Source organism: Nocardia asteroides (assembly GCF_900637185.1).
Lineage (GTDB): Bacteria > Actinomycetota > Actinomycetes > Mycobacteriales > Mycobacteriaceae > Nocardia > Nocardia asteroides.
This window is the reverse complement of sequence record NZ_LR134352.1, coordinates 2,419,990-2,439,437: the sequence shown is the minus strand read 5'-3', so window position 1 is coordinate 2,439,437 and position 19,448 is coordinate 2,419,990. Positions and strand designations below refer to the sequence as shown.

General features: G+C 70.9%; 21 protein-coding genes. 13 read left to right on the top strand and 8 right to left on the bottom strand.

Annotated features, from left to right (window positions below; translation table 11 throughout):
* Positions 1-348: 348 nt before the first annotated feature.
* Positions 349-1,305, top strand: a complete 957-nt coding sequence (locus EL493_RS11420; RefSeq protein ID WP_022567173.1) for a GGDEF domain-containing protein — start codon at positions 349-351, stop codon at positions 1,303-1,305.
* A 57-nt stretch (positions 1,306-1,362) separates the two neighbouring features.
* On the opposite strand, the gene EL493_RS11415 is transcribed toward EL493_RS11420, so the two are convergent.
* Both EL493_RS11415 and EL493_RS11410 read right to left on the bottom strand, forming a co-directional pair.
* Positions 1,363-2,166: an Fpg/Nei family DNA glycosylase gene (locus EL493_RS11415; RefSeq protein ID WP_022567172.1), complete on the bottom strand. Its 804-nt coding sequence runs from the start codon at positions 2,164-2,166 to the stop codon at positions 1,363-1,365.
* 7 nt (positions 2,167-2,173) lie between these two features.
* Complete coding sequence (locus tag EL493_RS11410; RefSeq protein WP_019045753.1) at positions 2,174-2,647, bottom strand: ribose-5-phosphate isomerase; 474 nt, start codon at positions 2,645-2,647, stop codon at positions 2,174-2,176.
* Positions 2,648-2,683: 36 nt separating this feature from the next.
* Between EL493_RS11410 and EL493_RS11405 the strand changes: the two genes are divergently transcribed.
* Complete coding sequence (locus tag EL493_RS11405) at positions 2,684-3,925, top strand: M48 family metallopeptidase (RefSeq protein ID WP_022567171.1); 1,242 nt, start codon at positions 2,684-2,686, stop codon at positions 3,923-3,925.
* Positions 3,926-3,968: 43 nt separating this feature from the next.
* Here the strand turns inward: EL493_RS11405 and EL493_RS11400 are convergent, their stop codons facing one another.
* Positions 3,969-4,613: a mycothiol-dependent nitroreductase Rv2466c family protein gene (locus EL493_RS11400; protein WP_019045751.1), complete on the bottom strand. Its 645-nt coding sequence runs from the start codon at positions 4,611-4,613 to the stop codon at positions 3,969-3,971.
* Between the two features lie 150 nt (positions 4,614-4,763).
* Here EL493_RS11400 and EL493_RS11395 point away from each other — a divergent pair, with 150 nt between their 5' ends.
* The 3 genes from EL493_RS11395 (at position 4,764) to EL493_RS11385 (ending at position 7,751) form a co-directional block, all read left to right on the top strand.
* Positions 4,764-5,984 carry an NAD(P)/FAD-dependent oxidoreductase gene (locus tag EL493_RS11395; RefSeq protein WP_019045750.1) on the top strand — a complete coding sequence of 407 codons (1,221 nt, stop codon included), beginning with the start codon at positions 4,764-4,766 and terminating at the stop codon, positions 5,982-5,984.
* Positions 5,985-6,090: 106 nt separating this feature from the next.
* Positions 6,091-6,486: a YciI family protein gene (locus EL493_RS11390; protein ID WP_019045749.1), complete on the top strand. Its 396-nt coding sequence runs from the start codon at positions 6,091-6,093 to the stop codon at positions 6,484-6,486.
* The gene (locus tag EL493_RS11385) at positions 6,483-7,751 is read left to right on the top strand and encodes an RNA polymerase sigma factor (RefSeq protein WP_019045748.1); all 1,269 of its coding nucleotides are present in this window, start codon (positions 6,483-6,485) and stop codon (positions 7,749-7,751) included. Before EL493_RS11390 ends, EL493_RS11385 begins: the two co-directional genes overlap by 4 nt.
* Here EL493_RS11385 and EL493_RS11380 read toward each other — a convergent pair.
* A complete protein-coding gene (locus tag EL493_RS11380; RefSeq protein WP_019045747.1) occupies positions 7,744-8,163 on the bottom strand; it encodes a MarR family winged helix-turn-helix transcriptional regulator in 420 nt (139 codons plus the stop codon). The two genes, EL493_RS11385 and EL493_RS11380, sit on opposite strands and share 8 nt — an antisense overlap.
* 70 nt (positions 8,164-8,233) lie before the next feature.
* Between EL493_RS11380 and EL493_RS11375 the strand changes: the two genes are divergently transcribed.
* The 3 genes from EL493_RS11375 to EL493_RS11365 are packed head-to-tail and all read left to right on the top strand — an operon-like array spanning position 8,234 to position 9,606.
* Positions 8,234-8,644, top strand: a complete 411-nt coding sequence (locus EL493_RS11375; protein ID WP_019045746.1) for a MarR family winged helix-turn-helix transcriptional regulator — start codon at positions 8,234-8,236, stop codon at positions 8,642-8,644.
* A gap of 25 nt (positions 8,645-8,669) precedes the next feature.
* Positions 8,670-9,146 carry an NUDIX domain-containing protein gene (locus tag EL493_RS11370; protein WP_019045745.1) on the top strand — a complete coding sequence of 159 codons (477 nt, stop codon included), beginning with the start codon at positions 8,670-8,672 and terminating at the stop codon, positions 9,144-9,146.
* Positions 9,147-9,174: 28 nt separating this feature from the next.
* Positions 9,175-9,606, top strand: coding sequence for a nitroreductase family deazaflavin-dependent oxidoreductase (locus EL493_RS11365; RefSeq protein WP_019045744.1), 432 nt, complete (start codon positions 9,175-9,177; stop codon positions 9,604-9,606).
* Position 9,607: 1 nt separating this feature from the next.
* On the opposite strand, the gene EL493_RS11360 is transcribed toward EL493_RS11365, so the two are convergent.
* A complete protein-coding gene (locus EL493_RS11360) occupies positions 9,608-10,561 on the bottom strand; it encodes an AraC family transcriptional regulator (RefSeq protein WP_019045743.1) in 954 nt (317 codons plus the stop codon).
* Between the two features lie 126 nt (positions 10,562-10,687).
* Here EL493_RS11360 and EL493_RS11355 point away from each other — a divergent pair, with 126 nt between their 5' ends.
* On the top strand, positions 10,688-11,398 hold the full coding sequence (locus EL493_RS11355; RefSeq protein WP_019045742.1) for an NAD(P)H oxidoreductase: 711 nt from the start codon (positions 10,688-10,690) through the stop codon (positions 11,396-11,398).
* Positions 11,399-11,464: 66 nt separating this feature from the next.
* Here EL493_RS11355 and EL493_RS11350 read toward each other — a convergent pair whose 3' ends face one another.
* Positions 11,465-12,283 (bottom strand): NAD(P)-dependent oxidoreductase, encoded by an 819-nt coding sequence (locus tag EL493_RS11350; RefSeq protein ID WP_019045741.1) that lies wholly within the window; start codon positions 12,281-12,283, stop codon positions 11,465-11,467.
* A gap of 125 nt (positions 12,284-12,408) precedes the next feature.
* Here EL493_RS11350 and EL493_RS11345 point away from each other — a divergent pair, with 125 nt between their 5' ends.
* The gene (locus EL493_RS11345) at positions 12,409-12,765 is read left to right on the top strand and encodes a winged helix-turn-helix transcriptional regulator (RefSeq protein ID WP_022567170.1); all 357 of its coding nucleotides are present in this window, start codon (positions 12,409-12,411) and stop codon (positions 12,763-12,765) included.
* A gap of 42 nt (positions 12,766-12,807) precedes the next feature.
* On the opposite strand, the gene EL493_RS11340 is transcribed toward EL493_RS11345, so the two are convergent.
* Both EL493_RS11340 and EL493_RS11335 read right to left on the bottom strand, forming a co-directional pair.
* On the bottom strand, positions 12,808-13,644 hold the full coding sequence (locus EL493_RS11340; RefSeq protein WP_022567169.1) for a phosphoribosylaminoimidazolesuccinocarboxamide synthase: 837 nt from the start codon (positions 13,642-13,644) through the stop codon (positions 12,808-12,810).
* Positions 13,645-13,841: 197 nt separating this feature from the next.
* Entirely contained in the window at positions 13,842-14,798 is a 957-nt protein-coding gene (locus EL493_RS11335) for a GlxA family transcriptional regulator (RefSeq protein ID WP_019045738.1), read from the bottom strand.
* 70 nt (positions 14,799-14,868) lie between these two features.
* On the opposite strand from EL493_RS11335, the gene EL493_RS11330 reads away from it, so the two are divergent.
* The 3 genes from EL493_RS11330 (at position 14,869) to EL493_RS11320 (ending at position 19,442) form a co-directional block, all read left to right on the top strand.
* Positions 14,869-15,816: an NADP-dependent oxidoreductase gene (locus EL493_RS11330; protein WP_019045737.1), complete on the top strand. Its 948-nt coding sequence runs from the start codon at positions 14,869-14,871 to the stop codon at positions 15,814-15,816.
* A 167-nt stretch (positions 15,817-15,983) separates the two neighbouring features.
* A complete protein-coding gene (gene pepN, locus EL493_RS11325) occupies positions 15,984-18,575 on the top strand; it encodes an aminopeptidase N (protein ID WP_019045736.1) in 2,592 nt (863 codons plus the stop codon).
* Positions 18,576-18,836: 261 nt separating this feature from the next.
* Positions 18,837-19,442 carry a ClpP family protease gene (locus tag EL493_RS11320; RefSeq protein ID WP_019045735.1) on the top strand — a complete coding sequence of 202 codons (606 nt, stop codon included), beginning with the start codon at positions 18,837-18,839 and terminating at the stop codon, positions 19,440-19,442.
* The last annotated feature ends 6 nt before the right edge of the window (positions 19,443-19,448 follow it).

Below are 19,448 nucleotides of genomic sequence, written 5' to 3'. Positions count from 1 at the left end.
TTGTCACGACCCGCCCCTGTGCCAGGAGGAACCATTGGCGACGCAACGTCCACCCCCACCGGAGGGGCAACACGCTGCACGTTTCGATGCTTCCAAAGTTTTTCGGGGAAGTGTGTAACACCGGAGCGGCTGTAGCGATGTCATAGCCGATCGCCATTCGCGAGAGACCTGCAACGCGTTCTATTGCGCGCCATTTCGGTCTCGGGTGGCTTGCTAGGATCCTTTTTGCCGGACGGGGGTATCTGGAAAGGGGGCGGTGAGCGTGTACCGAACTCGGTGGACTCAACCGCGTAGCAGTGCGAACGATCGAGGTGGCATGCCCGTCGCCACCGACCGCCGGTGATCTCGATGACTGTCCACATCGAGCCACCGGTCGCCGCCATGGCCCGCGCCTGGGCCCGTGCGGTGTGCGCCGAACCGGGTTCGTCCACGGCGCCGCACCAGCTGGAGCCGGTGCTCGTCGACATCGTCGAGCGGCTGCTGCACCTGGCGCGGACCGAACCGTTCCCGGTGCCACAGGCGCGCATGCTCGGCGCCCGGCTTGCCGAGGCGCCCTTCGAACGAACCCGGATGCTGGCACATGCCACCCGCTGGCTGCTCGGGTTCCCGTCCGGTGTGCCGGGCTCGCTGGTCGCCACCCGGTGGCCGCTGGTCGCCAGCCAGGCCATCGACAGTTACGCGCAGGCGTTGCAGGAACGCGCGCTCGCGCAGCAGGAACAGAACATTTCGGCGAAGGTGTCGCTGCGCGTTCAGGAGATCGCCGCGCTGCAGCATCGCCTCCGCCACGAGGCAACCCACGACGCGCTCACCGATCTGGCCAACCGCACGCTGCTGCAGGAACGGGTCCGCGCCTTCGCGGCCGACCCCACCCGTGGTGTCGGCGTGCTGGTGGTCGACCTGGATCGGTTCAAGCAGATCAACGACGGCTACGGACACGCGATCGGCGACGAGGTACTGGTCGAACTGGCCAACCGGCTGCGCGAGGTGTGCCCGCCCGACACGGTGATCTGCCGGTACGGCGGCGACGAGTTCGTCGTCGCGGCCAATCCGCGGCGCGACACGCTCGGCGAGCTGGCGCACCGCGTGGTGGCGGCGCTGCGCGACCCGGTGTGGTCGAGCGCGGGGCCGGTACCGGTCTCGGCCAGCGTGGGCACGGCGTTCTGCGCGCCGGGAAAGACGTGCGATTTCACCGACCTGCTGCGTCGCGCCGACCGCGCGATGTATTCGGCGAAATCCGCGGGCGGGCGGCGTTTCGCGCTCGCCGAATCGGGCGACCCCGAACTGGGAACGGCGGTCGCGGGCTGAGTCGGATCGCGAAGCCTGCACTTCGCGGTCCGGCTCAACCCTTCTCGATGCTCGAGCTCAGCGGGGCTGGCAGGTGGGGCACCAGAAAAGGTTTCGGGCGTCCATCACCTGGTGGGCCACGGGGGTGCCGCAGACGCGGCAGGGTTCGCCCTGGCGGCGGTAGACGTAGGTGCGGGGGCGGTCCTGGGCGTAGGACGGTGCGCCGGTGTCGTGTTCGGGGCGGACGACGTGCATGCGGCCGGTGGCCACGCCCACCGGCATCAGGTCGACGAGGTCGGCCCACAGCGCGTCCCATTCGGCGGCGCTGATCGAGGTGCCGGGCCGGAACGGGGAGATTCCGTGCCGGAACAGCACTTCCGCGCGGTAGACGTTGCCGACGCCGGCGATGATCGACTGATCCATCAGCAGCGCGCCGATCGCCCTGCGGGAGCGGCGGATCCGCGCGCCCGCGCGTTCGTGATCGGCGTCGGGCCGCAGCGGGTCGGCGCCGAGGCGGGCGGTGAGCGCGTCGACCTCGGGTGGCAGCAGGACCTCGCAGGCGGTCGGCCCGCGCAGGTCGGTGCCGAAATCCGTTGCGGCGCCCAGCATCCGCATCCGCACCTGGCCGACCGGCGCCGCCATCGGCAGCTCGGCCTCGCTGAAGGTGCCGTACAGGCCGAGGTGCACGTGCACCGTCAGCCCGGACGCGTAGTGATGCAGCAGGTGCTTGCCGTAGGCCTCGGCCGACTCCAGCACCTGCCCGTCCACCCGCGCCGCACCCTCGGTGAAGCGCCCCTGTGGACTCGAAACCCGCACCACCCCACCGGAAAGCCGCTCCTGATGCAGCCGGGCGATCCGGTGGAGGGTGTGTCCCTCAGGCAAGGATTCCTCAGTACGCGGGGACCGCGGGCGCTTCGCCGGACTTCTCGTAGTCGGCGAGGATGTCGATGCGGCGCTGGTGGCGCGGCTCCTCCGACCACGCCTGGGCGAGGAAGGCGTCGACGATGGCCAGCGCCTCGGCGGTGGTGTGCATGCGGCCGCCGATGCCGATCAGCTGGGCGTTGTTGTGCTCGCGGGCCAGCTTGGCGGTCTCCACGCTCCAGGCCAGCGCGCACCGGGCGCCGGGCACCTTGTTGGCGGCGATCTGCTCGCCGTTGCCGCTGCCGCCGAAGACCAGGCCCAGCGAGCCCGGGTCGGCCACGGTGCGCCGGGCCGCCTCGATGCAGAAGGCGGGGTAGTCGTCGAGAGCGTCGTATTCGAGAGCTCCGCAGTCGACGACATCGTGTCCGGCCTCCTGCAGATGGGCCTTGACGTGATTCTTCAGTTCGAAACCGGCATGGTCGGCACCCAGGTAAACGCGCATGGCTGCGATTGTGTCAGGCCCGCTTAGAGTCGTTTCATGCACCCGCACGATCCGCATTCCCCGCATTCGGCAGGTCCCCCACCGGAGCAATCGGGCAGGCCCACCGACGCGGCGCCGTCGCCGGCCACGGGCACCGGTGACATCGCTTCCCCACCCCCGCAGCCGTCCCCGTGGGCCCAGCCCGGCCCGCCGACCGGCGCCTTCCCGGCCCCGCCGAGCGGTGCGTACGCGCCGGCGCCGCAGTATCCCGGCCCGTATCCCCCGGTCCCGCAAGGCGGTTACCCGCCGGGGTACTACCCGCCCGGCGGCCCGCCGGTCCCGCCTCGGCAGCAGCCGCGCGGATTGTCGCCGTTCGGGATGCCGGCCCGGCATTCGTGGGAGATCCCGCTGCTGGTGGTCGTGATCATGTTCACCACCGTCGCGTATCTGCTCGTCGCGCTGATCCTGCTGGCCGAACTGTTCGCCGAGCCGGTGCTCGACGAGAAGGGCCAGACCGTGGAGACCGATTCGATCCTCACCAGTCCGTATGTGCTGCTGCTGGTCTTCGCGCCGGTGCTGCTGTGGATCGGCCGTGGTCTCAATTACGCGACCCAGCGGATCAACGGCGTGAAGATGTCGCCGACGCAGTTCCCGGAGGGCTATCGCCTGGTGCAGGAGGCGGCGGCGCGGTTCGGGATGAGCAAGGTGCCCGACGCCTACGTCGTGCTCGGCAACGGCCAGATCAACGCGTTCGCGTCCGGGCACGGGTTCCGGCGATTCGTCGTGGTCTACAGCGATCTGTTCGAAATCGGCGGCGCCGCGCGCGATCCCGACGCGCTGGCCTTCATCGTCGGCCACGAGGTGGGCCATATCGCGGCGGGCCATGTGTCCTACTGGCGCCAGCTCGGCATGTTCGTGGCGCCGTGGCTGCCGATCCTGGGGTCCTCGCTGATCCGCGCGCAGGAGTACACCGCGGACAATCACGGCTTCTGCAACCGTCATCAGGGCGCGCCGGGTGCGATGGGCACGCTGGCCGCGGGCAAATACCTCAACGCCCAGGTGGGTTTCGACGAGATGGCCGACCGCGCGGCGGTGGAGAAGGGCGGCTTCGTCTGGCTGGTCAACGCGATGTCGAGCCATCCGGTGCTCACCTGGCGGATGTGGGCGCTGCGCGACCGCAGCAAGCACGGCCCGATGTTCCTGCGCCCGAACGCGCCGAAGCCGGGCATGATCCCGCCGCCGGGCGGCTACCCGCCGATCACGGCGCCGCCCGCGTCACCGCCGCTGCCGGTGCGCTGACGCGAACGGGGTGCCGGATCGTTCCGGCACCCCGTGCTGTGTCTCAGTCGAAGACCGGGTCCTCGGTGCGGGTGCGCTTGAGCTCGAAGAAGTGCGGGTAGGAGGCCAGCGCGACGACGCCGTCCCAGACCTTGCCCGCGTCGTCGCCGCGCGGAATGCGCGAGAGCACGGGACCGAAGAACGCGACGCCGTTGACGTGGATGGTCGGCGTGCCCACATCGGGACCCACCTTGTCCATGCCGGCGTGGTGGCTCGCGCGCAGCGCCTCGTCGAACTCGGTGCTGGTCGCGGCGTCGGCGAGCTCGGCGGGCAGGTCCAGTTCGGCGAGGGCGTCGGCGACGACCGCGGCCAGGGTCTCCTGGGTGGTCTCGCGCGCGTACTCCTCGCGGCGCTCGTGGATGCGCGTGCCGAGGGCGGTGTAGAGCGGCGACAGGATCTCCTCGCCCGCCTTCTCGGCGGCGGCGATGGCGACCCGCACCGGGCCCCAGCCCGCGGACATCAGCTCGACATACCGTTCGGGCAGGTCGTCCTTGCCCTCATTGAGCACCGACAGGCTCATCACGTGGAAGCGCGCCTCGATGTCACGCACCTTCTCCACCTCGAGGATCCAGCGGGAGGTGATCCAGCACCACGGGCACAGCGGATCGAACCAGAAATCGACGACGTCCTTCGTGGCCTGATCGCTCACGGTTGTTCCTCTCGACAGTCAGCACGGTCGGGCCCGATGCGGTCCCACCGGTTGGTGCAACCCCGCCAGGTTCGGAATCGTTCCCGTCCGGCGTGGCGCGCACTAGGCTCGGGGCGAGGAGTCCGGTCGTCCGCGAGAAGGAGTCCGTTCATGAGCTCGAATCAGCATTTCGTCGTCATCGGCGGCGGACTCGGCGCAGCCAAGCTCGCCGAAGCCCTGCGCGCCAACGACTTCGACGGCCGGGTGACGGTGCTGGCCGCCGAGGAGGAGCTGCCTTACGAGCGGCCACCGCTGTCGAAACAGCATCTGGCGGGCACCCAGCAGCTGCCCGATTTCACCGTCGACCAGGGATCCTGGTACCGCGATCATCACATCGACCTGCGGCTGGGCACCACCGCGACCGCGTTCGATCCGGTCGCGCACACGGTGACGCTGCCCGACGGGTCCACCCTGTCCTACGACAAACTGGCCCTGGCCACCGGTTCCCGCCCGCGCACCCTGCCCATTCCGGGCGCCGACGCGCCGAACGTGTACACCCTGCGCACGATCGGCGATTCCGATGTGCTCGCCCAGATCCTGCGCACGCGTCGGCAGCTGGTGATCATCGGGGCGGGCTGGATCGGGCTCGAGGTCGCCGCGCAGGCGCGGGCCAGGCAGGTGGAGGTCACCGTGCTGGAGGCGGCCGAACTGCCGCTGATCGGCGTGCTCGGCCCGGAGATGGGCGCCTTCTACGCCGACCTGCACCGCTCCCGTGGCGTCGACCTGCGAACCGGCACCAAGGTCGACATGATCCTCACCGACGACGGCGACGCCACGGGTGTGCAACTCGGTGACGGCACCGTGGTGCCCGCGCAGGCGGTGCTGGTGGCGGTGGGCGCCGCACCCAACATCGAGGGCGCGCTGGCGGCCGGGCTGGCCACCGACGGCGGGGTGCTGGTGGACGCCGGCCTGCGCACGAGCGACCCGGACGTGGTCGCGGTGGGCGACATCGCCGAACAGGATCATCCGGTGTTGCGGCGGCGGGTGCGCGTCGAGCACTGGGCCACCGCGCTGAACCAGCCCGCGGTGGCTGCGCTGACCATGCTCGGCAAGTCCGCCTCCTACGACCGGCTGCCGTACTTCTTCAGCGATCAGTACGACGTGGGCATGGAGTACACCGGCTATGTCGGCCGCGGCGACGACGTGCGGGTGGTGGTGCGCGGCGAACCGGACGAGCGCGAGTTCGTCGCGTTCTGGCTCGATCCGGAGAACCGGGTGCGCGCGGGGATGAACGTCAATGTGTGGGATGTGACCGAGCGGATCAAGCAGCTGATCCTGGCGGGCACACCCGTCGATCCGGAACGGCTGGCCGACCCCGACATTCCCTTGTGACCCAGTTCACATCCACGGCCGGGGTCGATGTGTCGAACACGGCACGTCGGCTCCGACCCTGTCTCGAGCGCGCCCGCAGGGCGCCACCGACACCAGGAGCGATCCGATGAAGTACATGCTGGTCAAGACCTACGGCGAGACCGCCCACTGCCGCACCCCGCTGCCGGAGTGGGCGCCCGAGGACATCGCCGCCCACATCGATTTCCAGCGGGCGCTGGGTGAACAGCTCGCCGCCGCGGGCGAACTGGTCGACGCGCAGGGCCTGGCCGGCCCGGAACAGGCGCTGATCGTATCCTCCGACGGCCGGTCGGCGCCGGTGGTCACGGACGGGCCTTTCCCGGAGACCAAGGAGTTCCTCGCCGGCTACTGGATTGTCGACGTGGACTCCCCCGAACGCGCGATCGAGATCGCCGCGCAGGCCTCGGCCGCACCCGGCCCCGGCGGCGCGCCGATCGGCGAGTACATCGAGGTGCGCCAGATCATGAGCGCGCCCGCCGAGTGACGACCACGGCCCGCACCGAGGACCTGCTGCGCGAGCTCGCCCCGCAGGTCCTCGGCGTCCTGGTCCGCCGGTTCGGCGATTTCGACCTGGCCGAGGACGCCGTGCAGGACGCGCTGCTGGCCGCGGCCACCCAGTGGGCCGCCGACGGGCTGCCGGAGAATCCGCGCGGCTGGCTGATCCAGGTGGCCCAGCGCCGGATGGCCGACGCGGTGCGCGCCGAGGTGGCGCGGCGGCGCAGGGAGACCACGGTTTTCGTCCGCGATGTCGCCGTCGAGGCGAGCGACCGGGACGACACCCTGGACATGTACTTCCTGTGCTGTCACCCGGACCTGCCGCCCGCGGGCGCGATCGCGCTCACCCTGCGGGCGGTCGGCGGTCTGAGCACCGGCGAGATCGCCGCCGCGTTCCTGGTCCCGGAAGCGACCATGGCGCAACGCATCTCCCGCGCCAAGAAGCGGCTCGCCGAGTCGGAGCGTCCGTTCGCCGACGGCGCGCACGACAGCGCGCGGCTCGGCGCGGTGCTCCAGGTGCTGTACGTGATCTTCACCGAGGGCCACACCAGCACCGCGGGCGCCGGGCTGCGCCGCGCCGACCTGTCGGCCGAGGCGATCCGCCTCACCAGGGCACTGCGCGCACTGCTGCCCGACAGCACCGAGGTCACCGGCCTGCTGGCGCTGATGCTGCTCACCGATGCCCGCCGGGCCGCCCGTTCCGGCCCGCACGGCGAGCTGATCCCGCTGCACGAACAGGACCGCTCCCGCTGGGACCGCGCCCAGATCACCGAGGGCCTGCGGCTGCTCACCGGCACCCTGCCCGCCGGGCTCACCGGCACCTACCAGATCCAGGCCGCCATCGCGGGTCTGCACGCGCAGGCCGCCCGGGTCGAGGACACCGACTGGGCCCGGATCATGGTGCTCTACACCATGATCGAGCGCGCGAATGCGAATCCGATGGTCACGCTGAACCGGGCCGTGGCGACCGCCATGGTGCACGGCCCGGCCGCCGGGCTCGCCGTGGCCGAGTCCGTCGCCGCACCGTTGGCCCGCTCCCACCGCCTCGCCGCGGTGCGCGGTCACCTGTACGAGATGGCGGGCGACGCCGCCGCGGCCGTCACGCAGTACCAGCTGGCCGCGAGCCAGACGGCGAGCACCCCCGAACGCGACTATCTGCTGCTGCGCGCGGCCCGGTTGCGCGCGGGCGAATCCGGCGCGACCGCCGGGCGAGATCCGATCGCGGCCTCCGGACGGCCCGACCAGCTCAGCTGAGCGGTTCCAGGTTGGCGATCAGGCGCGTGAGCGTCTCGGTGAACTCGGTGAATTCGGCGGGGGTGATGCCGTCGGTCATACGCTGCCGGACGACACCGACGGCCCGCGTCGCCTGTTCGTGCGCGGCGCGGCCGAGCTCGGTGGCGACATGCCTGCCGACCATGTCGCGCACGATCCACCCCCGGTCGGCCAGCACCGCGGTGACTTCGGTGACCGATTCGGCACCGCGTTCCCAGAAGGGCCGCAACGCGTCCCGCAGGTCGGCGTCGGCGGCGGGCGTCCGGACGATGGTGTTCAGCGTCTGCCATTCCCGGCGGGTCATGCCGACCTCCGCGATCGCCTGCTCGAAGGTGCTCTCGATGAGCTGATCCAGGCGCTTGACCTGGTATCCGATCAATCTGCGCGTGACCATCGCACACCTCCATAACCGATCACAACTACTTGTCCTATTGCATGTATATGCACGAAGGTAGCATGGGCGCGTGGACGAGGTCGAGCGGATCGAACGGGCGATGATCGCCATCCGGCGGCGGCAGACGCGGCGCACGCTCGCGGCGGACGAGCCGAGCGGGCAGTCCTTCGACGTGCTCGACGTGGTCGAGGACGCCACCGAACCGACCGTCTCGACGGTGGCCGCCGCGCTGGCCGTGGACCAGCCCCGCGCGAGCAAGCTCGTCGCGGGCGCGGTCGCCGCGGGACTGCTGCGCCGGGAGGCCGACCAGGCCGACGGCCGCCGCTCGCTGCTGGTCCTCACCGAACACGGCCGCGACCTGCTGGACCGGGCCCACGACCGCCGCCGCGGCGCGTTCGACCGCGCGATGACCGGCTGGTCCGCCACCGACCGCGCCGCCTTCGCCGATCTGCTCGGCCGGTTCGTCGCGGCCCTCGACTGACCGCGGGGCTGGCAGACTTGCCCGCGTGACGGATGTTTTCAGCGCGGGCGTGCTGCTGTACCGCCGGGGCGAGGCGGGGATCGAGGTCCTGCTCGGACACATGGGCGGCCCGCTGTGGGCGAAGAAGGACGCCTCGGCGTGGTCGATTCCCAAGGGCGAGTACCGACCCGACGAGGAAGCGGCCCGTGCCGCCGCGGCCCGCGAGTTCACCGAGGAACTGGGCCTGCCCGCGCCGGGCGGGGACTGGGTCGAACTCGGTGACGTCCGGTACGGCAGCGGCGGCAGGCGCAAGACGCTCACCGTGTGGGCGGCCGAGGGCGACCTGAACCCGGACGAGATCGTCCCCGGCACCTTCGACATGGAGTGGCCGCCCCGCTCGGGCAAGATCGCCGCCTTCCCCGAGATCGACCGCGCCGCCTGGTTCGATCCGCTGACCGCGCAGGACAAGCTCGGCAAGGGCCAGCGCCCCTTCCTCACCCGCCTCACCGAGCACCTGGGCTGAACGCGGCTTACCGGGGTAGATTGCGGTTATGCCCAGCGATCTGCAGCTGAAGATCATGAACGCCGGTCACCGATTCCTGCTCGCCGTCAGCGGTGGCCGGATCGGCAACAGCATCTTCGGGATGCCCTCGCTCGAACTCACCACGATCGGCCGGAAATCGGGCACTCCGCGCGCGGTGATGCTGACCGCGCCGGTGGTCGACGGCGACACCATCGTCGTGGTGGCCTCCCGCGGCGGCGACCCCACCCACCCGGCCTGGTTCCTGAACCTGCGGGACAACCCCGATGTCGAGGTGTCGCTGCAGAAGGGCCCGACCCGGCCGATGACCGCGCACGTGGCCACCGCCGAGGAACGTGCCGAACTGTGGCCGCGCGTCGTGGCGAGCTACAAGGGTTACGGCGACTACCAGACCAAGACCAGCAGGGAGATCCCGCTGGTCCTGCTGACCCCGCGCGCCTGAGCTACACCAGCGCGGCCCGGAACTCGGTCGGGCTGGTACCCCGGGACCGCTTGAACGCCGCGCTGAACCCGAACGCGTCGGAATAGCCGACGGTGGTCGCCACCTGGGCGACGCTGCGGGCCGGGTCGGCGAGCAGTTCCTCGGCCTCGGCCATCCGCCACTCGGTCAGATAGGTCAGCGGCGGTTCGCCGATCACCTCGGTGAACCGCCGGGCGAACAGCGCGCGCGAGACCGCGGCCTCGGCCGCCAGGCTCGCCACCGTCCAGCGCTGGAAGGGCTTGGCGTGGATGGCTTCCAGCGCGGGCCCGACCACGGGATCGGCCATTCCCCGGTACCAGGCAGGGGCGCAGTGCTGCTGCTCGGCGAGCCAGGTACGCAGGTTGCAGACCAGCGCCCAGTCGAGCAGGCGATCCATCATGGCCTGTGAGCCCGCGCTGTGCCGGACCGCTTCGGCGGCCGAGTCTTCCAGCCAGGTACAGACATCGCTGTCCGCCGCGACCACCATCACCGGCGGCAGGGCGCGCAGGAGCCGTTCGTGCCGCCGGCCCGAGGCGCGGTAGGCACCGACGATCATCGACGTCTCCTCGGGCGCACCGGTTTCGGCGGCCTTCTCGATCAATTCCGGGGTGGCACAGGACAGATCGGACGGACCGAAGCCGTCGGGCACGAAGCAGGACAGCTCGTACTCCACCGGTGGCCGGTCTGCGACGGTGTCGGTGTCGGTGTCGGTGAGCCGGAACGGTTCCGCGGCCTGCACCACCGCCGTGTCGCCCGCGCCGAGCCGGGTGCGCGAGCCGTCGGCGAGCACCAGGGTGCCGCCGCCGCGCAGCACGCAGATCATGATCAGTGGGGCCCGGTCGGCGAAGTGGATCGTCCAGGGCGCGTGCAGCACGGCGTGGGCGAGGGCCGAACCGTCGGCGCGGATGCCACTCAGCAGTGAACTCAACGGGTCCATGCCACCAGCGTAGACGAACTCCTATCAACCCGAGATGATCACCCATAGATCGTCCACGCGATTCACGGTGTACTCGAAGGCACGGGGCTTCGAGCCCCCTCACCAGGATCGAACAGGGAGAACACCGTGTCGCAGTCGCCCAGCACCCCCGTCGCGTCCCAGCGGGCCGAATCGGCCACCCGGACAGCGCTTGTCGTGCTCGCCCATCATCGCGCCGACTCGCTGTCGGCCCACGTCGCCCGGCGCGCGGCCGACCGGCTCACCGCCGCCGGCTACACCATCGACTTCCTCGACCTGCACGCCGAGGGTTTCGACCCCAGGATGACCGTCGCCGACCAGCCCGACTGGGGGCATCGCGACAAGCGCTACTCCCCCGGCGTGGAGGCGCACATGGCGCGCCTGCTCGCCGCCGAGGTGGTCGTGGTGGTGTTCCCGGTGTACTGGCAGAGCGTGCCCGCCACTCTCAAGGGCTGGATCGACAGCGTCTGGAACTACGGCTTCGCCTACGGCCGCAGCAAGCCGCGCCTGGCGGGCAAGCGCATCCTGTGGCTCGGCCTGGCCGGAGCCACCGCGGGCGACGACATCGTCCCCGGCATGCAGCAGCTGCTCGAAGCCCAGCTCAGCGCGGGCCTGGCGTACTACAGCGGCTTCGCCGACTCCCGGGTCGGTCTGCTTCCCGATGCCGAGGACCAGCCGCAGAGCCTCGACGCCGAGGGCAATCTCGTGATCGGCGAGGCGATCAGCGGCGATGCCAGGGCCGCGCACTACGCGGCGTTCGAGGCCACCGCCGAGGGCTTCGTGGACGACTTCCTCGCCGCGGCTCTCGTCGCCGCCTGAGTGGCGGGATCGCGGCAGCCGCGCGAGCGTGTGGTGACCGGGAGTCGCCGGTCACCACACGCCGTCTCACCTATCGGTCAGCACTCGGCGCACGACACCGAAAAGCTCGGTGGCAGTCCCGGATTCGGTGGCCGCCTGGTCGATCAGGTCGATGGCGGCGGCGGTGAATTCGTCGCTCTGTTCCGGAACGTGGTCCGCCGGAGTGTCGATGCCCGGCGCGTGCTGGGCGAGCAGGGTCGCCATCGCCTGCAGGAACGGCGCCATCAGGGCCGCGAGTCGCGCCGCCGAGCCGCCGGTGGTGCGAACCATCGCGCCACCCTGCTGGAAGGCCGCGAACATGGCGTACATGCCACCGAGGATCGACACGTCGTACATCGCCGCGGCGCCGGGATCCGCGCCGACGAACTCGGCCCGGCCGAAGACCTCGAGCACCGTCCGATAGCGCTCGAACGCCGCGGGCACGCCGCTGTAGAGCACGAACGACCCCGGCCCGCCGATCATCGACGGCACCGCCATGATGCCGCCGTCGATCAGCGCGATCTCGCGTTCGGCGGCCCACCGGCCGAGTGCGCGCGCCTGCTCGGGCGTGGTGGTGGTCAGGTTCACCACGGTGCGCCCGCGCAACCGGTCGGCCGCGGGCTCGAGGTGCTCGCGCACCGCCGCGTCGTCGAGCAGGCACAGGATCACCAGGTCGGCCGCGCCCATCGCCTCGGCCGGATTCGCCGCGAGCAGCGCGCCCGCCGACACCAGCGGCTCGGCCCTGGCCGCGGTGCGATTCCACACGGTCACCTCGTGGCCGCCCGCCAGCAGCGCCTGGGCCAGCGCGGCGCCCATCGCGCCGAGTCCGAGCACCGAAACCCGCTGTGCCGTCGCCGAGTTGGTCATGTCTCCCCTTGCTCCGAAACTCTCGTCACCGGTCGGCGACGCCCTCCCAGATTCGCCGGTAGCGCTACACTGCACAAGTACCGACTATCAAGTCGGGTACTCACCTAAAAGTAAGTAAGGCGAGCATGAAGCAGCGAGAGCGCCCGTATTCCTGCGGTATCGATGCCGCGCTCGACGTCGTGGGCGGCAAATGGAAGGCCCTGATCCTGTGGGCGCTGTCCACCGGCACCCAGCGTTTCGGCGATCTGAAGCGGCTGGTGCCGGGGGTGACGGAGAAGATGCTGATCCAGCAGCTGCGCGAGCTCGAGCACGACGGCATCGTGCACCGCGAGATCTACGCGCAGGTGCCGCCGAAGGTCGAGTACTCGCTCACCGAGCTCGGGGTCTCGCTCAACGCGGCCCTGGTGACGCTGGGTGCGTGGGGCAGCGACAACATGGCCCACATCTGCGAGGTGAAAGGTGTTGCGGCGCCGGTGCATTGACGCACCGGACCGGCGCCCACGGTCAGCGGGCGCCGGGAGCGATCAGGCCTGGATACCCTGCCAGGTCCGGCCGGTGACGCGTTCGTAGGCCTCTTCGTACTTGCGCCGGGTCGCCTCGACCACATCGGCCGGGATCTCCGGGCCCGGGTACTCCTTGTTCCACCCGGTGGAGGTGGACCAGTCGCGCACGAACTGCTTGTCGAAGGAGCGCTGGGCGCGGCCCGGCTCCCACTCGTCGGCGGGCCAGAAGCGCGAGGAGTCGGAGGTGAGCACCTCGTCGCCGAGGGTGAGCACGTCACCGTCCCAGCCGAATTCGACCTTGGTGTCGGCGACGATCACGCCCGCCTTCGCGGCGTGCTCGGCCCCGCGCGAGTAGATCTCCAGCGTGAGGTCGCGCAGTTTCTCCGCGACCTCGCGGCCCTCCTGGTTCACCACGTCGGCGAAGCTGATCGCCTCGTCGTGGCCCTCGGCGGCCTTGGTGGACGGGGTGAAGATCGGCTCGGGCAGCTTGTCGCCGTCGCGCAGGCCCGGCGGCAGCGCGATGCCGGAGACGGTGCCGGACTGCTGGTACTCCTTGAGCCCGGAGCCGGTCAGGTAGCCGCGCGCGATGCACTCGACCTGCACCATCTTCAGCGGCTTGACCCGGATGCCGCGCCCGGCGAACTCGGCGGGCACGTCGGTCGCCGAGACCACGTGGTTGGGGATGCCGGTGAAGTACTCGAACCACCAGTTGGACAGCTGCGTCAGCAGCGCGCCCTTCTCCGGGATCGGAGTCGGCAGGACGACGTCGTAGACCGAGACGCGGTCGGAGGCGACGAGCAGCAGGGTGTCGCCGTCCTCGTAGAGGTCACGAACTTTCCCGGCGTGCACATGCTTCAACGTCGAGCCTCCGAATCCTGGATTGACTTACCTACGCGGTACGCAAGAACTGTACTGGCCGACCCCAAGTCGAATCCGGCCTGGTCACCGCGACGCGAGACCGGTCACATTCCGGCGTGGCGCGCTCCGGGTTCCGGCGCCGCGCGCCGGCCCGGACCACGGTCGCGACGCGTGCGGCCTTCGGCGCCGAACAAGGGTCAGGCGCTCGCGCGCTCGCCGTCGCTGCGGCGAAACGTCCGGCGGTAGGCCAGCGGGGCGACGCCGACCGCGACCTGGAAGTGCTGGCGCAGCGATGTTCCGGTGGCGAAGCCGACCCGGCTCGCGATCTGCTCGACCGACAGGTCGCTGACCTCGAGCAGTTCACGGGCGCGCGCTACGCGCTGCTGGGTGAGCCAGCGCCCGGGACTCAGCCCCACCTCGTCGCCGAAGCGGCGGGCGAAGGTCCGGCTGCTCATGCCCGCGTGCCGGGCGAGCTCGGCCATGGTCAACGGCAGCACCAGGTTCTCCAGCGCCCAGTGCCGGGTCGCGGCCGTGCTCGCCATCGCCGGATCGGGCACCGGCTGCTCGATGTACTGGGCCTGCCCGCCCTCGCGCCACGGCGGGACCACGCAGCGGCGGGCCACGTGGTTGGCCACCGCGCTGCCGTGGTCGGCGCGCACGATGTGCAGGCACAGGTCGACGCCGGAGGCTGCGCCCGCCGAGGTCAGGATGTCGCCGTCGTCGACGAACAGGACCTCGGGGTCGAGCCGGACCCGAGGGAAGTGGCGCCGGAACACCTCGGCCATCCGCCAGTGCGTGGTCGCGGGCCTGCCGTCGAGCAGGCCCGCCGCGGCCAGGATGAACGCTCCGGTGCAGATCGACACGATGCGGGTGCCGGGCCGGATCCGGGCGAGCGCGTCCCTGGTCACCTCGCCGAGCCCGGCGAGCGCCTCGGCGATGTCGGACGCGGGAATCACCACCGTGTCGGCGGTGGCCAGCAGCTCGGGCCCGTGCTCGACCGCGATCCGGAAGTCGGCGCAGGTCCGTACCGATGCGCCGTCGGCCGAGCAGGTGAGCACCTCGTACCGGTCGTCGAGCATGCCGAACACGCGTTGTGGCGTACCGAGTTCGAACGGGTAGACGCCGTCGAGTGCCAGGACCACCACACGATGCATGGCACGATCCTATCGGATGATGACTTTCATGCCATTTTCTCGACGGCCGCCGCCCGGCACCGTTGACCCCATGACCGACACCATGCGCGCCATCAGCCAGGACACCCTCGGCGGACCCGAGGTCCTGCGCGAGATCGAACTGCCCCGCCCCACCCCCGGCCCGAGTCAGCTGCTCGTGCGGGTACACGCGGCCGGGCTCAACCCGACCGACTGGAAACACCGCGCGCTGCCCGGATTGTTCCTGCCCGCACCGCCTTTCGTGCTCGGCTGGGACGTCTCCGGCATCGTCGAGGCGGTCGGTTTCGGCGTCACCCTGTTCGCGCCCGGCGACGAGGTGTTCGGCATGCTGCCCTACCCGCACGGGCACGGGTCGCTGGCCGAGTACGTCACCGGGCCTGCGCGCGCCTTCGCCCACAAGCCCGCCGGTGTCGACCACGTCGTCGCCGGGGCGGCCCCGCTCGCCGCCCTCACCGCGTATCAGGCACTGGTCGACACCGCAGATCTGCGGTCCGGACAGCGGGTGCTGATCCACGCGGCAGGCGGCGGAGTGGGCCACCTGGCGGTGCAGATCGCCAAGGCCCGCGGCGCCTACGTCATCGGGACGGCGCGCGCCGACAAGCACGAGCATCTGCGCGCGCTCGGCGCCGACGAACTGATCGACTACCGCACCGTCGACTTCGCCGCCGCCGTCGCCGAGGTGGACGTGGTGCTGGACACCCTCGGCGCCGAGAACGCCCGCCGCTCGCTGCCGACGCTGCGCCCCGGCGGCGTGCTGGTCAGCATCCTGCCGACCGGCGACCCGGAACTGCGCGCCGACGCCGAGCGCCGGGGCGTGCGCTACACCGAGATGCTGGTGGAGGCCGATCACGCGGGCATGACCGCGATCGCCGACCTGCTCGCCGCGGGGACCGTGCGACCCACCATCGCCGGGGTGTTCCCGCTGGCCGAGGCGGCGAAGGCGCACGCCATCGGCGAGACGGATCGGACCCTGGGCAAACTCGTCGTCACCGTGGGCTGATCCGCCCGGCGCCGCCGCCTCGCGCGCGGCGGCGCCCGCGTGTCCGGCGCGGCCGGAAACTCGTGAGCGGGCGCCGTCGGCAAGTGGCATTGTGGACGCTGATGTGCGCACCGGCGGCAGCCGGGACCGCTCGACCGTGCCGTGTTCGTCGACGACGAAGGAGATCTATGTCCGCCCCGAATCTCACCCGCGACCAGGCGGTCGAACGCGCGGCCACCGTGGCCGTGCAGAACTACCGGATCGAACTCGACCTCACCGACCAGCCGCGCGGCGCCGGTTCGGAGGTGTCGGACACCTTCGGTTCCACCACCACCGTGACCTTCACCGCCACTCCCGGCGCGAGCACCTACATCGATCTGGTCGCGCCGCGGGTCCGCTCGGCCGTGCTCAACGGCACCCCGCTGGACGTGAGCGGCTACGACGAGTCGACCGGCATCGCGCTGCCCGACCTGGCCGCCGCCAACGAGCTCGTCGTCGAGGCCGACTGCGAGTACTCGCACACCGGCGAGGGTCTGCACCGCTTCGTCGACCCCGCCGACGACCGGGTCTACCTGTACTCGCAGTTCGAGACCGCCGACGCCAAGCGGATGTTCGCCTGCTTCGACCAGCCCGACCTCAAGGCCACCTTCGACATCGTGGCCACCGCGCCCGCCGACTGGCAGGTGGTGTCCAACGGCGCCACGATCGAGGAGCACAAGGTCGGCGCCGTGGTGCGGCACACCTTCGCCACCACCCCGAAGATGAGCACCTACCTGGTCGCCATGATCGCGGGCCCGTACGCGAAGTGGACCGACTCCTACACCGACAGCCACGGCGAGATCCCGCTCGGGCTGTTCTGCCGTGCCTCGCTGGCCGGGCACATGGACGCCGATCGGCTGTTCACCGAGACCAAGCAGGGCTTCGCCTTCTACCACGACAACTTCGGCGTGCCGTATGCCTTCGGCAAGTACGACCAGCTGTTCGTGCCGGAGTTCAACGCGGGCGCGATGGAGAACGCGGGCGCGGTCACCTTCCTCGAGGACTACGTCTTCCGCTCCAAGGTGACCCGCGCGTCCTACGAGCGCCGCGCCGAGACCGTGCTGCACGAGATGGCGCACATGTGGTTCGGCGACCTGGTCACCATGAAGTGGTGGGACGACCTGTGGCTCAACGAGTCGTTCGCGACCTTCGCCTCGGTGCTGTGCCAGGCCGAGGCCACCGAATACACCAGCGCCTGGACCACCTTCGCCAATGTCGAGAAGTCCTGGGCCTACCGGCAGGACCAGTTGCCCTCGACCCACCCGATCGCGGCCGACATCCCCGACCTGCACGCGGTGGAGGTGAACTTCGACGGCATCACCTACGCCAAGGGCGCCAGCGTCCTCAAGCAGCTCGTCGCCTACGTCGGCCTGCAGCCGTTCCTGGCCGGCCTGCGCGCGTACTTCGCCGAACACGCCTACGGCAACGCCACCTTCGACGATCTGCTGGCCGCGCTGGAGCAGGCCTCGGGCCGCGACCTGTCGGACTGGGGCGCGCAGTGGCTCAAGACCACCGGCCTGAACATCCTGCGCCCGGACTTCCTGGTGGCGCCGGACGGGACCTTCTCGAGCTTCGCCGTGGTGCAGGAGGGCGCCGCGCCGGGCGCCGGTGAGCACCGGGTGCACCGGATCGCGATCGGTGTCTACGACGACGTCGACGGCAAGCTGGTGCGCACCCATCGCGCCGAGCTCGACCTCGACGCGACCGGGCGCACCGAGGTGTCCGAGCTGGTCGGGGTGCCGCGTGGGCAGCTGGTGCTGGTCAACGACGACGACCTCACCTACTGCTCGCTGCGCCTGGACGCCGACTCCCTGGACGTGGTCGTACAGCGCATCGGCGACATCGCCGACTCGCTGCCGCGCACGCTGGCCTGGTCGGCCGCCTGGGAGATGACCCGCCAGGCGGAGATGAAGGCGCGCGATTTCGTCGCGCTGGTGCAGCGCGGGATCGGCGCGGAGTCCGAGATCGGCGTGGTGCAGCGGCTGCTCATGCAGGCCGTCACCGCCATCTCCAGCTACGCCGATCCGGAGTGGGCCGAGCGGGAGGGCTGGCCCGCTTTCGCCGACCGGCTGCTGGAGCTGGCCCGCGCCGCCGAGGCGGGCTCGGATCATCAGCTCGCCTTCGTCAACGCCCTGACCGGCGCGAAGCTGGAATCGCGGCACACCGGGGTGCTGGCCCAGCTGCTCGACGGCGACCCGGCGGCGGCCGGACTGAGCGGGCTCACCGTCGACACCGATCTGCGGTGGCGCATCGTCACCGCGCTGGCCGCGGCAGGCCAGATCGACGCCGACGGCGTGAGCACCCCCACCATCGACGCCGAGCTGGCGGGCGACCCCACCGCGGCGGGCAAGCGCCAGGCCGCGGCCGCGGCCACCGCGCGCCCGATCGCCGAGGTGAAGGCGCAGGCCTGGCAGACCGTGATGGGCGACGACTCGGTCCCCAACATCACTGCCCGCGCCATCGTCGGCGGGTTCGCCCCGGCGGGCCAGGGTGAGCTGCTGGCACCGTATGTGGACCGCTACTTCGCCGAGATCCCCTCGGTGTGGGAGCGCCGCTCCAGCGAGGTCGCCCAGACCGTCGTCATCGGGCTCTACCCGCACTGGGCGATCAGCGAGGACGCGGTGGCCAAGGCCGACGAGTTCCTCGCCGGCGACCACCCGCCCGCCCTGTACCGCCTGGTATCGGAAGGCCGGGCCGGCATCGAACGCTCCCTGCGCGCCAGGGAGTTCGACGCCAAGTAGGGACCCCCGCGACCGGCCCTCGATCCTCGTGATCGGGGGCCGGTCCGCGTCCGGTGAGCTGAATCCCTGCGGCCCAGCTCTTTCCGCCCGCCCCGTCGATCGCCGGTAGGCTGCGACGGGGAGCTTCCTCCATGTCGGCTTTCAAGGGCCCGCTCCGACGCACGACCGCGGGCTGAGCCGGCGGCGCTGCGCTGCTGTGAGCAGATCCGCTCACAGCAGCGAAGGGCGCGAATCACGGTGCGCGCCAGGCACCGTGGAGTCATGGCACACGACGACAAGACTCCGATGTTCAGCTGGCGGGTCCGCGAACAGCTGTTCGGCCGCCGCATCCTCGTCCTCGACGGCCCGCTCGACGACGACAACGGCACCCTGCTCATCACCCAGCTGCTGACCCTGGCGGCCCAATCCCCCGAGGCGCCGATCTCGCTGTGGATCCACTCCCCCGGCGGCTCGGTGCCGTCGATGCTCGCCATCCGGGACGTGATGCGGCTGGTGCCGTGCGAGGTGTCGACGCTCGCGCTCGGCCTGGCGTGCAGCGCCGGTCAGTTCCTGCTGTCCTCGGGCACCCCGGGACGGCGGTTCGCCCTGCCGCACGCGCGCATCCTCATGCACCAGGGCTCGGCCGGGATCGGCGGCTCGGCCGTCGAGGTGGAGGTGCAGGCCGACGATCTGCGCTACACCGTCGACACGGTGCTCGGCCTGATCGCCGCCGACACCGGTCAGCCGTTCGACCGGATCTACGAGGACTCCCTGCACGACCGCTGGTTCACCGCCGCCCAGGCCAAGGAGTACGGCTTCGTCGACCACATCGTCGAATCCTTCGACCAGGTCGTCCCCAACCGTCACCGCATCGGCATCACGGCGTGAGACGCG

Bases quoted from the DNA above. Each gene is read 5' to 3' on its own strand.
- EL493_RS11395 (WP_019045750.1), top strand. From the start codon at position 4,764: ATGAGCTCGAATCAGCATTTCGTCGTCATCGGCGGCGGACTCGGCGCA.
- EL493_RS11380 (WP_019045747.1), bottom strand. From the start codon at position 8,163: ATGGTCACGCGCAGATTGATCGGATACCAGGTCAAGCGCCTGGATCAG.
- EL493_RS11390 (WP_019045749.1), top strand. From the start codon at position 6,091: ATGAAGTACATGCTGGTCAAGACCTACGGCGAGACCGCCCACTGCCGC.
- EL493_RS11345 (WP_022567170.1), top strand. From the start codon at position 12,409: ATGAAGCAGCGAGAGCGCCCGTATTCCTGCGGTATCGATGCCGCGCTC.
- EL493_RS11335 (WP_019045738.1), bottom strand. From the start codon at position 14,798: ATGCATCGTGTGGTGGTCCTGGCACTCGACGGCGTCTACCCGTTCGAA.
- EL493_RS11330 (WP_019045737.1), top strand. From the start codon at position 14,869: ATGACCGACACCATGCGCGCCATCAGCCAGGACACCCTCGGCGGACCC.
- EL493_RS11405 (WP_022567171.1), top strand. From the start codon at position 2,684: ATGCACCCGCACGATCCGCATTCCCCGCATTCGGCAGGTCCCCCACCG.
- EL493_RS11410 (WP_019045753.1), bottom strand. From the start codon at position 2,647: ATGCGCGTTTACCTGGGTGCCGACCATGCCGGTTTCGAACTGAAGAAT.
- pepN (WP_019045736.1), top strand. From the start codon at position 15,984: ATGTCCGCCCCGAATCTCACCCGCGACCAGGCGGTCGAACGCGCGGCC.
- EL493_RS11360 (WP_019045743.1), bottom strand. From the start codon at position 10,561: ATGGACCCGTTGAGTTCACTGCTGAGTGGCATCCGCGCCGACGGTTCG.
- EL493_RS11420 (WP_022567173.1), top strand. From the start codon at position 349: ATGACTGTCCACATCGAGCCACCGGTCGCCGCCATGGCCCGCGCCTGG.
- EL493_RS11350 (WP_019045741.1), bottom strand. From the start codon at position 12,283: ATGACCAACTCGGCGACGGCACAGCGGGTTTCGGTGCTCGGACTCGGC.
- EL493_RS11320 (WP_019045735.1), top strand. From the start codon at position 18,837: ATGGCACACGACGACAAGACTCCGATGTTCAGCTGGCGGGTCCGCGAA.
- EL493_RS11365 (WP_019045744.1), top strand. From the start codon at position 9,175: ATGCCCAGCGATCTGCAGCTGAAGATCATGAACGCCGGTCACCGATTC.